This window comes from Bacillus sp. MRMR6, assembly GCF_001940785.1.
Taxonomy (GTDB): Bacteria; Bacillota; Bacilli; order Bacillales; family Cytobacillaceae; genus Neobacillus.
In genome coordinates, this window is the sequence record NZ_MSLS01000021.1 from 74,666 (window position 1) to 87,621 (window position 12,956).

The 12,956-nt window shown below is 37.3% G+C and carries 16 protein-coding genes; 10 read left to right on the top strand and 6 right to left on the bottom strand.

Going from position 1 to position 12,956, the window contains the following annotated elements:
* Window positions 1-28: 28 nt before the first annotated feature.
* Window positions 29-886 carry a DegV family protein gene (locus tag BTR25_RS17990; RefSeq protein ID WP_075689424.1) on the bottom strand — a complete coding sequence of 286 codons (858 nt, stop codon included), beginning with the start codon at window positions 884-886 and terminating at the stop codon, window positions 29-31.
* A gap of 109 nt (window positions 887-995) precedes the next feature.
* Between BTR25_RS17990 and BTR25_RS17995 the strand changes: the two genes are divergently transcribed.
* On the top strand, window positions 996-1,838 hold the full coding sequence (locus BTR25_RS17995; RefSeq protein WP_075689425.1) for a YitT family protein: 843 nt from the start codon (window positions 996-998) through the stop codon (window positions 1,836-1,838).
* A 16-nt stretch (window positions 1,839-1,854) separates the two neighbouring features.
* The gene (locus tag BTR25_RS18000; protein ID WP_075689426.1) at window positions 1,855-2,631 is read left to right on the top strand and encodes a BsuPI-related putative proteinase inhibitor; all 777 of its coding nucleotides are present in this window, start codon (window positions 1,855-1,857) and stop codon (window positions 2,629-2,631) included.
* Window positions 2,632-2,677: 46 nt separating this feature from the next.
* On the opposite strand, the gene BTR25_RS18005 is transcribed toward BTR25_RS18000, so the two are convergent.
* The 3 genes from BTR25_RS18005 to BTR25_RS18010 all read right to left on the bottom strand — a co-directional run bounded on the left by BTR25_RS18005 (window position 2,678) and on the right by BTR25_RS18010 (window position 3,943).
* Entirely contained in the window at window positions 2,678-2,863 is a 186-nt protein-coding gene (locus BTR25_RS18005; RefSeq protein WP_075689427.1) for a DUF3813 domain-containing protein, read from the bottom strand.
* A gap of 2 nt (window positions 2,864-2,865) precedes the next feature.
* On the bottom strand, window positions 2,866-3,018 hold the full coding sequence (locus BTR25_RS27730) for a hypothetical protein (protein ID WP_175596822.1): 153 nt from the start codon (window positions 3,016-3,018) through the stop codon (window positions 2,866-2,868).
* Between the two features lie 112 nt (window positions 3,019-3,130).
* Window positions 3,131-3,943: a Cof-type HAD-IIB family hydrolase gene (locus BTR25_RS18010; RefSeq protein WP_075689443.1), complete on the bottom strand. Its 813-nt coding sequence runs from the start codon at window positions 3,941-3,943 to the stop codon at window positions 3,131-3,133.
* A gap of 245 nt (window positions 3,944-4,188) precedes the next feature.
* On the opposite strand from BTR25_RS18010, the gene BTR25_RS18015 reads away from it, so the two are divergent.
* The 3 genes from BTR25_RS18015 to BTR25_RS18025 all read left to right on the top strand — a co-directional run bounded on the left by BTR25_RS18015 (window position 4,189) and on the right by BTR25_RS18025 (window position 6,599).
* Window positions 4,189-4,956: an alpha/beta fold hydrolase gene (locus BTR25_RS18015; RefSeq protein ID WP_075689428.1), complete on the top strand. Its 768-nt coding sequence runs from the start codon at window positions 4,189-4,191 to the stop codon at window positions 4,954-4,956.
* 25 nt (window positions 4,957-4,981) lie between these two features.
* Window positions 4,982-5,290, top strand: coding sequence for a metal-sulfur cluster assembly factor (locus BTR25_RS18020; RefSeq protein WP_075689429.1), 309 nt, complete (start codon window positions 4,982-4,984; stop codon window positions 5,288-5,290).
* 184 nt (window positions 5,291-5,474) lie between these two features.
* The gene (locus BTR25_RS18025) at window positions 5,475-6,599 is read left to right on the top strand and encodes a TIGR04053 family radical SAM/SPASM domain-containing protein (protein ID WP_075689430.1); all 1,125 of its coding nucleotides are present in this window, start codon (window positions 5,475-5,477) and stop codon (window positions 6,597-6,599) included.
* Window positions 6,600-6,663: 64 nt separating this feature from the next.
* On the opposite strand, the gene BTR25_RS18030 is transcribed toward BTR25_RS18025, so the two are convergent.
* Window positions 6,664-7,362 (bottom strand): Crp/Fnr family transcriptional regulator, encoded by a 699-nt coding sequence (locus tag BTR25_RS18030; protein WP_139311278.1) that lies wholly within the window; start codon window positions 7,360-7,362, stop codon window positions 6,664-6,666.
* Window positions 7,363-7,692: 330 nt separating this feature from the next.
* On the opposite strand from BTR25_RS18030, the gene moaA reads away from it, so the two are divergent.
* The gene (gene moaA / locus BTR25_RS18035) at window positions 7,693-8,709 is read left to right on the top strand and encodes a GTP 3',8-cyclase MoaA (protein WP_075689431.1); all 1,017 of its coding nucleotides are present in this window, start codon (window positions 7,693-7,695) and stop codon (window positions 8,707-8,709) included.
* Between the two features lie 76 nt (window positions 8,710-8,785).
* Here the strand turns inward: moaA and ric are convergent, their stop codons facing one another.
* Complete coding sequence (gene ric, locus BTR25_RS18040) at window positions 8,786-9,484, bottom strand: iron-sulfur cluster repair di-iron protein (RefSeq protein ID WP_075689432.1); 699 nt, start codon at window positions 9,482-9,484, stop codon at window positions 8,786-8,788.
* Between the two features lie 229 nt (window positions 9,485-9,713).
* Here ric and BTR25_RS18045 point away from each other — a divergent pair, with 229 nt between their 5' ends.
* The 4 genes from BTR25_RS18045 to BTR25_RS18060 form a co-directional block, all read left to right on the top strand.
* Window positions 9,714-10,979, top strand: coding sequence for a molybdopterin molybdotransferase MoeA (locus BTR25_RS18045; RefSeq protein WP_075689433.1), 1,266 nt, complete (start codon window positions 9,714-9,716; stop codon window positions 10,977-10,979).
* On the top strand, window positions 10,967-11,503 hold the full coding sequence (mobB, locus tag BTR25_RS18050; protein ID WP_075689434.1) for a molybdopterin-guanine dinucleotide biosynthesis protein B: 537 nt from the start codon (window positions 10,967-10,969) through the stop codon (window positions 11,501-11,503). Before BTR25_RS18045 ends, mobB begins: the two co-directional genes overlap by 13 nt.
* A gap of 194 nt (window positions 11,504-11,697) precedes the next feature.
* Entirely contained in the window at window positions 11,698-12,423 is a 726-nt protein-coding gene (locus BTR25_RS18055) for a YwiC-like family protein (protein ID WP_075689435.1), read from the top strand.
* Between the two features lie 379 nt (window positions 12,424-12,802).
* Window positions 12,803-12,956: transposase (locus tag BTR25_RS18060; RefSeq protein WP_483295268.1), on the top strand; the 154-nt coding region annotated here is incomplete at its 3' end.

Genomic DNA, 12,956 nt, shown 5'->3' on the forward strand with positions numbered 1-12,956 from the left:
AGTGAGGGATCCCTCACTTATTTTTATTTTATGAACGTTTATTTAGGAAAAAAATAGCAATGGTTCCTGGCCCTGTATGAGCTCCGACAGCAGAGCCGATGGAGGTAATATATACTTCTTTTGGATGGAACTCTTCTTCAATCATTGCTTTCACTTCTATAGCAGTTTCTTCTGTGTCGGCATGGCTTATTCCAATCACTTGGTCATTCATCTCCGTACCGCGTTCTCTCATCAATTCGATTAAACGGCGCAGAACTTTCTTCTTACCACGTAATTTTTCAATCGGAACAAGTTTTCCGTCCTCTACATTAAGAATAGGCTTAATATTTAATAAGCCACCCAGGAATGCAGATGCCTTAGAAACACGACCGCCTTTTGCCAAATACTCCAAATCTTCTACTGTAAACAACTGCTCCATATGTTCACTTCTAAATAGAACATCTTTTAATATTTCTTCTTTAGAGCCATTTTGTTCTGATTTTCGTACTGCCTCCCTAACGACTAGACCGTATCCAAGCGAGGCACATTTTGTATCCACTATTGTTAGATTGAAGTTTGGATATTTTTCCTTCACTTGGTCAAGAATCATAAGAGATGTCTGATATGTACCAGATAACTCAGAAGAGAAAGCAATATAGATTCCGTTCTCATTGTTTTCCGCCATTTTCGTAAAAACCTCTTGGAATAAAAGCGGGGAAACCTGTGATGTCTTTGGTACATCACCACTCCGGATGGCATCATAAACAGTTTTAGAATCAATGGTTTTCACATCGTCATATTCCTGGCCATTTACATGAACTTTTAATGGAAATAATGTCACGTTATGTTCAGCATAAAAATCTTTAGGTAAATCGCATGCGCTGTCAGCTAGTATTTTTACCTGCATGAAGCTCACCTACTTTCAAACTAATATAATTTCAGTTTATCGGTTTCAACAAAAAAATACAATTATCTATTGAAAATAGTGTTTCTTTACTTAAGAAAGGGATGGTCGGATGTTTTGGCTCCAGACAAAAAAAACTATGATTGTCGTCGTGGGCGCATTTTTAAATGCACTTGCAATAAACTTATTTTTAATTCCTGCAAATGTTTATTCAAGCGGCTTTACCGGTATTGCACAATTACTCTCTAAAGTGTTAACAGAACAAACTCCAATTAACGTATCAATGGGACTATTATTACTATTACTAAACATACCGGTTGCCATTCTTGGATGGTTTAAGGTAGGGAAGTCATTTACCATATATAGTTTTTTAAGTGTAATCCTATCTTCGGCCTTTTTAGAATTAATCCCTATAACACAGGTTTCAACTGATATCCTTCTTAATGCAGTATTTGGCGGCGTATTATTAGCCATTGGTGTTGGGATAACCTTAAAATGGGGAGCGTCAACCGGAGGATTAGATATTGTTGCGATGGTCCTATCTAGAATGAAAGACAAACCGATCGGCACCTATATGTTTACCTTAAATGGTATCATTATCTTAACCGCTGGCTTTCTTTACGGATGGGAGAAAGCATTGTACACGATTGTTTCACTATATGCTTCGACACGGGTAATCGACGCCATCCATACGAGACATGCTAAACTAACTGCGATGATTATTACTAAAAAGGCAAATGAACTTAAAACAGCAATCCATTCTCAGCTAGTAAGAGGTATTACCATGATACCCGCAAAAGGGGGGTTTTCTAATGAAGAAAGAGATATCATGATGATTGTAATTACTCGGTATGAGCTGTTTGATTTAGAGAGGATTATAAAAGAAATTGATCCTAATGCCTTCACTAACATTATTCAAACAACAGGGATTTATGGATTCTTTAGACGTGAATAAAGAAGGGAGAAGTTAAATGCGTATAGTTATGTTTATTTTGGTATTGTTATACCCATTGCTACTAGGTCTTCATGGTATTGAAGAGAAAAATGATGGTGTACCTACATTTCAAATGACAGTTATACCAAGAGTGGGCCCTGAATCGGCTGAGTTCGAGATTACAATAGAGAATAAAGTTGATTTCCCGATGCGCTTTGAATTCCAATCCTCTCAACTCATTGAGATATCGGTCGTAGATGTAACAGGGAAGGAAGTATACCTCTATTCAAAAGATCGTTATTTCCTACAGGCACTTCAGCAGGTCACAATTGAACCAGGTGGTGCCTTTACGATAGTTGACCAATGGGATTATTTTGATGATGGTAAAAGAGTACCTGAGGGGGAATATACTGTAAATGTAAGGTTAATTCCCAATAAACTGAACGGAGAAAAGATTTTGCAGAAAGAATCTCTTTCTCACAGTCAAAATATATATATACCTGCTGAAAACCCAGTGTTTCGTATGGTGAAAGCTTCTGGCAATAATGGTAAATATGTAATAACAGGAAAAACAATGACAAAGGATGGATTAGTTCTATATTCGGTGGAAGATGGTCATGAAGAACTTCTAAAAGAGCAGCAGCTCCAAGTAGCAGGCAGTGAGGATGAGTGGAGGAAATTGAAATTAGAAATAAACATTCCTAAGGACAAGCTTCCTAAAAATGGTACACTAATATTAAAACTCTACGAGCGAAATGATAAAGGGCAGGAACAAAATGTGTATCCGTTAGTATTAGAGATGTTTAAGCAGTAGAAAAAGCTGGCACTTACTTGAGTGCCAGCTTTTCTCTCTACACTATTCATTTCACTTGTTCAAGCTCATTTTGCATTTCTTGGAGCTGACTTTGCTCTGCGATTGTTGAATTAGCGTAAGCAGAACTTAGTGCATTCTTTGCTTTCTCTTTAACGGAATCGCGTTCAGCAGGGTCGGCAGACTTTGCCATCTCAACAAATCTTCTGGCTTCCTGGAATAATTGGTTACCCATAGTTATATTCCCCCAAGCGAGGATTCTTGCACATTGGCCATCTTCTGAGCTTCCGCTTCAGCATAGGTCAAGTGGTAAGGAATACGTTCATCATGTTTAGTAACGGTATCCTTTCCTTGCTGGACAAAGCGTTTTGATTTGTTTCGTTTACCCATTCGAATCCCTCCAATTTGGTGAGCTTGGTGTGAAACAGCAGGGCTGCCTCACAAAATAGTATGCTCTAATGAAAGGATTTCAATTAGGTAAACAATGGTGACAAAAACAAATTTATTTAAGGTTTAACAAATCTGACAAATACACACCGATACCGTCTTCTTCGTTTGTGAGAGTGGTTTCATTAGCAATATTTTTTACTTGTGCAATGGCATTTCCCATTGCAATCCCGCGTCCGGCAAATTCGAGCATTTCTAAATCATTATCTTCATCACCAAAAGCAATAATTCGTTCTTTAGGAATATTAAAGTAATCCGAGGCTTTTTTTAAACCAACAGCCTTACTTAACCCAACCTTTATAATTTCAATTACATGCCATGGTGCTGCCCAACTGCGGTGGTCGATTACTTCGGCATGAACATTTGATAAATGCTGGCGAATTTCTTTTAAGTGCTCTTCTTCTGTATGGATTAACAAACTAGTGGGAGAATCCTTTAAATAATTACGTAGGTCTCCAGTCGTAACTTTTGGATTTCCCATACCGAAGATATCTAAAAGTTTTTCGTCATGATAATGGAAATAAACGTCATCGATGACTTCAGCTATAATATTGTGAAAATTAAATGAGCGGCATGCCTCAACAATGTCTTTAGCAACTTTCACATCGAGAGGATCGTGAAAAAATCCCCAGCTTTTATCGCGCGGATGATGCATAAAGGCACCATTAAAATTAACAATCGGTGTGTTTAAATTTAACTCGTTATAGTACATTTCACTAGAACGGTAAGGCCTTCCTGTAGCAATCATAACTACATGACCCTCTTCTCTTGCTTTCCTTAATACTTCTTTCGTCTTGCTGGAAATGGTTTTATCATCTTTTAATAAAGTTCCATCTAAATCTAACGCGATTAAATGTTTTTCTGCCATAAGGACTCCTTCTTGTACATTTTTATGGGTGTTATGAAGCCATCTGGTAATTACTGGGATGTTTACTAAAAAGCGTTCTTTTATGAATTTTTCGACCAACATGTTACACTACCCATATAAGTAAATAGATAAAAAGAAATACTTTAATTACTATGTTAACAATTTTATACCTAACATGTAAAAAATTTCACTTCAAAACCAGTTGATTAACGTTATAATTTCTTTGCTTCAGGAGGTTCTAGTAAGTGGTCATCGTAGAAAAGGATACACTAAAGAATATTCCCTTTTTACAAATAGTTAAAAAGGATATAGAGAAAGAATCATTGCCCTTAATCATCTTTGTTCACGGTTTTACTAGCGGTAAGGAACATAACCTTCATTTTGCTTATTTATTAGCTGAAAAAGGTTTTCGGGTTATTTTACCCGAGGCAGCGTACCATGGCGAAAGAGAACAAAGTCTTACTGAAAAGGAGTTATATCTTCGTTTTTGGGAGATTGTCATTAAAACAATCCATGAACTAAACCTCTTTAAGGAATACTATGTTCAAGAGGAGTTAGCAGATCCAAATCGAATCGGACTTGCTGGAACTTCAATGGGTGGGATTGTAACGTTAGGTGCCCTGACGCAGTACAGTTGGATTAAGACAGCTGTAAGTTTAATGGGGATGCCTGCTTATGAATCATTTTCTTTATGGCAAATGGATCAGTTACAGAGCCAGGGATTTGAGGTCCCCTTTTCAGAAAAAGAAATAGAAGACCAGTTGGCAATGCTTCGGCAATATGATTTAAGTATTCAGCCTGAAAAATTAAATGGAAAGCCGCTATTATTTTGGCATGGAGAGAAGGATCAGACTGTTCCATTCAAATTAGCTTATCAATTTTACCAGTCCTATAAGGATACCTATTCTCCTGAAGCACAGAATATTCACTTCATAACAGATAAGCAGGCCGACCACAAAGTCAGTCGTGAAGGTCTAAAAGCAACAGTAAATTGGTTTGAGACAAATCTTTAAAATGAATATAGAGGAGTGTTTTAGAATGAATGAAGAACTGAAAGAAAATATTATGGGTGCTTTAGAACTAGTAATCGACCCCGAACTAGGCGTAGACATTGTTAACCTAGGTTTAGTATACGATGCTGAAATGGATGAAGAGGGAAATGTAACCATAACAATGACCTTAACCTCTATGGGATGTCCACTTGCGGGGACAATTGTTGATCAAGTAAAAAGGGCACTAGCAGATATTCCTGAAGTAAAAGAAGTTGAAGTAAATATTGTGTTCAATCCACCATGGAACAAAGAAATGATGTCACGCTACGCAAAAATCGCCCTAGGAATTCGTTAATTTAATACGCTCCATTGCAACAAGAAACAGCAGAATCTCTGCTGTTTTTTGTTTTGTTTCACATTTCGTTCATATATCATTTCTTAGTTGTGAGGTAGTTCACTTTATAAGACTATTTTCACCTTTATAATACAGTTATTAAGGCTGTTTGGATTGAAATGGCCGGTATTAGGAGGCGTTTCATATGGCTTTTGGCCGAGATTTTAAAAAGGATCCATTTATTGTCATTTGGGAGTTAACCCGTGCGTGTCAGTTAAAATGCCTGCACTGCCGTGCGGAGGCACAATATAGAAGAGATCCACGAGAATTATCCTTTGATGAAGGAAAAAATTTAATCGATCAAATATATGAAATGAACAATCCAATGCTTGTTTTTACAGGCGGGGACCCTTTAATGAGGGAAGATGTCTTTGATATTGCAAAATACGCTGTCGAAAAAGGTGTAAGGGTTTCAATGACACCAAGTGCTACACCAAATGTTACAAAGGAAGCCATCGAAAAGGCAAAGGAAGTCGGCCTTTCCCGCTGGGCCTTTAGTATAGATGGACCTACAGCAGAAGTTCATGATCATTTCCGTGGTACTGCAGGTTCCTTTGACCTGACAATGGAAAGGATTAAATACTTGCATGAACTTGAAATACCGATCCAAATTAATACAGTCATCTCTCGGTATAATATAGAATACCTAGACGAAATGGCCAAAATGGTTGAAGAGCTTGAATGTGTTCTATGGAGTGTGTTCTTCTTAGTTCCGACTGGAAGAGGTCAAGAATCGGATATGATTTCACCAGTAGAGCATGAAAAGGTATTTAGATGGCTTTATGACCTAAGTAAACGCGTTTCTTTCGATATTAAAACAACAGCTGCTCAGCACTACCGCCGTGTGGTTATTCAGCAAAAAATGCGTGAAGTCAAGGAGCAGAAGGATGAGATCGATTATCTAAGCGCGTTAACAGAACAAGGGTTAACAGGATCGATTGACGGACTTGGCAGGGCGCCAAAAGGGGTAAATGACGGTAATGGATTTGTCTTTATTTCACATATTGGTGATGTTTATCCAAGCGGATTACTGCCAGTAAAAGCCGGTAACGTTCGCGAGCAGCCACTGGCAGAAATTTATCGTGAATCTCCTATTTTTACATCCTTGAGAAATCCTGATCTTTATAAAGGAAAGTGTGGAGTTTGTGAGTTCCGCCATGTTTGTGGAGGTTCAAGGTCTAGAGCCTATGCAATGACAGGGGATTATCTAGAAAGCGAACCATTCTGTGTCTATATACCAAAAGCAATGAGAGAAAAGCAAACAAACTGACAAAAAAAGAGGAAGCAGCGAAACCTGCTGATTCCTCAGTAAAAGAATGGTTTCCCATCCTTACCTATTCAATACTGCAATAAATGGCAGGGCAATTTTCACAGTCAATTTCATCTTTTAAATATTGAAGATCTAATATTGAAATTTTCCCTTTTTTAATGCTGATCACCTTGTCTTTTTTTAACTCACTTAGAATTCGATTTGTACTTTCTCGAGAGGTACCACAGAAATTTGCAAGTTCTTGGTTTGTTAATGGAAGATCAATTAAGATTTCATTATCTTTATGAATCCCATAGCTATTAGACATTCGAATAAGGGTTGAAAAAAGTGCTCCCCGTTTCCCATTTAATACTAGATCACGAAACTTTGTTTGCGTTTTGCGGAAATGATCACTCATCCATTTCATAAATTCGAATGCAAGCTTACTATTTTGGAATATTTCACTTTCAATAACATCCTTTTTTATTGCAACAATTTCACCTTCCTCTAAAACCTTTGCACTAAGCAGGTAACGAGGATTGTCGGTAAAAAGAGTTAATTCACCACAAATATCATTTGCCCCACATATTCTCAAGGAAAGCTCACGACCGTCAGAGGTAATTTTACTAATTTGAACCTTACCTGAAAGAACAACATAAAGCTCTTCAGCTAACATTCCTTCTTGAAATAAGTAAGTTCCTCTTTCACTTTTGATTTTCCTATCTGAAAACCTGAGTAATTCCTTAATTTCTAATGAATGTGTTGGTTTCATACTAGTCATCATCTAAAATCACCTCATAGTTTAATAAGTCGTTTCCTTAGCCCAATCATTTTTTGTTATCCTTATTCTAACGCAGGTTTTAGCTATAAACACAAGTAAACAATGACAATATAGTGAAAACTAAATTGGACTAAGTTAATTTTGAAGTGAAATATTTAATAATCATTGTATAAATTGTTGATACATCATATCAATTGTCTATAAATCGTCATCTATTTGAAAAAAAATATGTTATGAAATGTTAAGATAGTGAATAATGTGGTAGCCATAAAATTCAAACATTGTTACACTTATACTAAACCTAGCTTCTTGAAAATAATGGAGTTGATATGAATGGAAAAGACCATTATTAAAGATAAATATAATCGTCCACTTAGGGATTTACGAATCTCAGTTATTGATCGCTGCAACTTCCGTTGTCAATACTGTATGCCAGCAGATCAATTCGGAGATGATTTTGAATTCTTACCCAAAAGTGCTTTGCTGACCTACGAGGAGATTGATAGAATTGCCAAGGTTTTCGTTAGCTTAGGTGTGGAAAAAATCCGGCTAACTGGAGGAGAACCTTTACTTCGCAGGGACTTGCCTATTTTAGTGGAAAAGCTTTCAAGTATTGAAGGTCTAAAAGATATTGCACTTACTACTAATGGAGTGTTACTTCCTAAGCTAGCAGAAGCATTGAGGACTGCCGGACTGAAGAGAGTTAACGTGAGTTTAGATACACTTAATGACGAGTTATTTGGCCAGATTAACGGCCGCGGTGTTGGAACCAAGCCTGTTCTAGATGGCATAGAAGCTGCTAAACAGGCAGGACTTGGGGTGAAAATCAACATGGTCGTAAAAAAAGGTCTGAATGATTCCGAGATTATTCCAATGGCTGATTTCTGTAAGAATAACGGACTTGAGCTTCGTTTTATTGAATACATGGATGTAGGTTCATCAAACGGTTGGAAAATGGACGACGTCATAACAAAGAAACAGATTTACGAAATCTTAAAGGAACATTATAAGTTAGAATCACTTAATCCAACTTATTTTGGTGAAGTGGCCAAGTTATATAATTATAATGATACAAATGTAAATGTTGGTTTTATTTCGTCTGTTTCTGAATCGTTCTGCAACAGCTGTACTCGTTCGCGATTGTCTGCCAATGGACAGCTCTTTACATGTCTATTTAACGGGAATGGACATGATATACGTAATATTATGAGAAACGGTGCTACTGATGAAGAATTACTTGAAAGAATAACAGGGATTTGGAACGAACGCTCAGACAGATACTCGGATGAGAGAACAGAAGAAACGGCAAAACACCGAAAGAAAATAGAAATGTCGTATATCGGCGGTTAAACTCTCTTCTTTGAAGAGAGTTTTTTTACACAAAAAAGAGGCTTTCGATAGCCCTCTTTTGTAAATGCATCTGAAATTAGAAATATCTAGGGAATAGGATGTTGTTTTCTAGGTGTACATGCATGAAGGTCAACCCTTCTAAGTCCTCTAAGCGCTTGTATACCAATCGATATGTTCCGCAAGCATCAATTGGTGGTGTAAAGTCAGAAGTAATTTCACGTAACTCTCTTAAAATCGCACCTGCATGGTCATGTTCCTTTTCAAGTTCAACAATGAAGTTAATTGCCTCTTCACGGTTTTCTACTGTTCCATCTGCAAGTTGATTGATAAGCGGGAATACAACCTTTTCTTCTTTTGCCATGTGTTCGATTAATTCTCTTTTTAATTCATAAAACAGTTCATAAACTCTTAAGAGCTCAGGGTGACTGTCACCATGGACACGTGAAACCTTTGTTACATAAGGGCTTAATAGAGTTAGTTCCTCCTCGGTTGTACGGTGGTAATGATTCGTTACATGTTCGATAATTGTGGTGGAGTCAGACTTGGTCCAAACTTCTAAATCTGTTTCGGCTGAACGGTTCTTCTCATATACAGCTCTTAATTCACCCAATAAGATTTCTTCCTTTATTCCATTTTGTTCAATCGCTTGAGATAGTGGAATGTTACCTCCGCAGCAAAAGTCAATTCTGAATTTTTTAAATATATCACTAGATTTTGGAAACTCATTTACAATATCTTTAACTAATGTATTAGTTGAAAATGGGAAAGTGATCATGAACAATATCCTCCTTAAATTTAAACATCGGTATTTCTAAGTTAAGCATAATAGAATCTGATGAAATTTTAGGTGACCTGAATCACACTTTTATAATAATTTCATTATTTTTTTATAAATCGCCTTATTTGTGATATTTGCTATGTCAGCCTGTATTAGGTAGGCTTATAATGAATAATGAAGGTGCTATTCTACATAAATTATTGTTGAAATACAGGAGTTGATTGTTTTGCTAGAAAGAAGAAAACCAATACCCGTTGGGGATGCGGTAAAAAGAGTAATGGAATTTAACCTTACTGGAAAAACAGAATATGTTTCAATAGATGAAAGTTTTGGACGTTTTTTATCTGATGACTTAGTCGCGACGAGTGACGTTCCACATTTTGACAGGGCTCCTTACGATGGATTTGCTGTCAGATCGGTAGATACAAAAGAAGCATCTCAAAATAGCCCAGTGGATTTTAAAGTTGTCGATCATCTTGGTGCTGGTATGACTACTTCCAAGGTCATTGGTGATTATGAGGCTGTAAGAATTATGACTGGAGCGATGATGCCAGAAGGTACAGATGCTGTTGTCATGTTTGAGGTGGCCAAGACTTACGAAAAAGACAATGTCGCATATATGTCAATAAAAAGAAGTTTTAACTCAGGTGACAATGTATCCTTTCGAGGTGAAGATGCCAAAGAAGGTGAGGTGCTGGTGAAAAAAGGTGTATTGATTAATCCTGGGATAAAAGCAATGCTTGCAACCTTTGGATACGATAAAGTACCTGTAGCGAAGAAACCACTTATTGGCTTATTTGCAACTGGTACAGAGCTATTGGAAGTAGATGAAAAATTAATTCCAGGCAAAATTAGAAATAGTAATTCACATATGATAGCAGCTCAAATTCAGAGATCGGGGGCAACTGTCCATTATTTTGGTAAATTACCTGATGAATTTGATACTTGTTTTGACGCGGTGAAAAATTCTCTTGGTACGGTAGATATGTTAATTACAACAGGTGGAGTTTCAGTTGGAGATTTTGATTATTTACCTGCTATATATGAGAAACTTGGGGCAGAAGTATTATTTAACAAGGTATCAATGAGACCTGGCAGTGTCACGACTATAGCCCAACTAGAAGGCAAGCTGTTATTTGGGCTTTCAGGTAATCCTTCTGCCTGTTATGTTGGATTTGAATTATTTGCCCGTCCCATTATTCGGAAAATGTTATGTTCAAATTTCCCGCACTTGCGTAAAGAAAAAGCAATCCTTGAGGTTGACTTTCCCAAGGCCAATCCATTTACAAGATTTGTCCGAAGTGCTTTCTCTATTAGAGACGGCAGGCTCAGTGTAACTCCGAGTGGATTGGATAAGTCCAATATCATTATGAGCCTCTCGGGAGCCAATTCATTAATGATTCTGCCAGGTGGAACAAGAGGGTTTCAGGCCGGCTGTGAGGTAGATATCCTTCTTTTAGAGGATCAAACAGGTAGTGAGTGGCCTTGGTAAAACCCGTGATCTTTCAAGTGGTAGGATACCAAAATAGCGGGAAAACAACCTTCTTGTTGTCATTAATACAAATTTTAACAGAACAGGGCTATCGAGTCATGACCATCAAGCATCACGGTCATGGCGGTAAACCGGAGGGCACCCCACAAAAGGATTCATCCCGTCATCTTAAAGCAGGGGCAAGTGCTTCAATAGTGGAAGGTGATGGGAGTATGATTCTTCAGGCAAATGCAATTAGCTGGAGCCTAGAGGAGCAAATTAGCCTAATGGAATGCTTGCAACCGGAAATCCTTTTAATCGAAGGCCATAAGCATGAATCTTATCCTAAGTTGATATTAATCAAAAGTGATGCCGACCTGCCACTCTTATCAAAACTGGATCATATTAAAGCTGTTATTTGTTGGGAAAAGGAGTTGTTCGCGGTTAGTCAAACGTTAAAGGTTCCTTTCTTCCATATATCTGATAAAAATGCAGTCTTTCAGATTGCAGAAAAGATCAAACAATACGTTCAAAAAGATGATTAAAGTGAAACTTCCGTCAGTGGGGGTCTTACTACCCGTTAATGCGGAATAAAAAGTTAAAATAGCGTAAAAGTGACAAATTTGTTAGAAGGCAGCCTGCCTTCTTTTTTATTGTCTCTAAATGTGATGTGTTTCACTTTTTTTGGATTTTTGCTGCCTTATAGTAGGGGTAAGCAGAGAAAAGGAGTGGAACGAAGATGAAATTATTCTTACCAAAACAGCATGGTGCATGGGCGATGATTATTATCCCGTTTTGGTTAGGAGTTATTGCTGGCGGCTTTACATGGCAGCATATCCCATTTTTTATTGGCTGGGTGTTACTGTATTTAGCAACATACCCGATGCTTATGTTATTCAAGAAGAAAAAAATCAAATTCTACAGTAAATGGACGGTCATCTATTTACTGCCTGCCTTAATTTTGTTATTTGTTCCATTGTTTAAAATGCCTTCCATTGTTTATTTTGGATTGATGATGATTCCCTTTTTTATTATAAATGCTTATTATACCTCAAAGAATAATGATCGGGCTTTGATGAATGATTTTAGTGCTATAATTGCATTTTCTATCGCGGGCTTAGCTAGCAGCTACCTTGGACAAGGACAGATTACATTGGAAGCCCTGCTTGTATTTTCGGTGTCTATATTATTCTTTGCTGGCTGTACATTTTACGTAAAAACAATGATTAGAGAGAAAAAAAACCGCCAATTCAAATGGATATCCTGGGTATATCATTCCCTATTACTAGTCGTTTGGTTTGTTTTGGGTTATTGGATTGTTGCCATTGCATATATCCCAAGTTTGTATAGAGCAATTGCTTTTTATGGAAAACCATTATCACCGATGAAAATTGGAGTTTATGAAATCATCAATTCCGTCATCTTTTTAGCAGTCATGATGGTTCAAATTAGTTTCCTAAGCTAAATAAAAAAATCGGTCGTACTCGACCGACAGGCTGTCGAGAAACTTTCGACAGCCTCTTATTTTTATGCAAGTATTTTAACGATTCACCGCGTTAATTTGTTATAATATTATTATAAAAGGCTTTGAAATATGTCTGTTGAATTGCGCTCCAGGCACTTCGCTTTCCGCGGGCGGTCGGTGAGCCTCCTCGTCGCTTGCGCTCCTGTGGGGTCTCACCCTGACCTTCTAGTCCCGCAGGAGTCTACGTGCCTTCCACGCAATTCAACAAAGTTTAAATCTATAGTGTACAGCTCTCTACATAATTAAAAATTAAATAATAAGTGGTGAAATATATGTTTAAACCAAAAGTATCAACCCAAAATGAATTTAATTTGTAACTATTGATGACTTGGTTCCTGACAATCACCTTCTCCGTTTAATTGATAAACATATTGATTTTTCTTTTCTTCTTGAAAAGGTACGCCCCTATTATAGTGATGATAATGGACGCCCTTCCGACCCCCTGAATTTATTTAAAATGATGTTTATAGGAT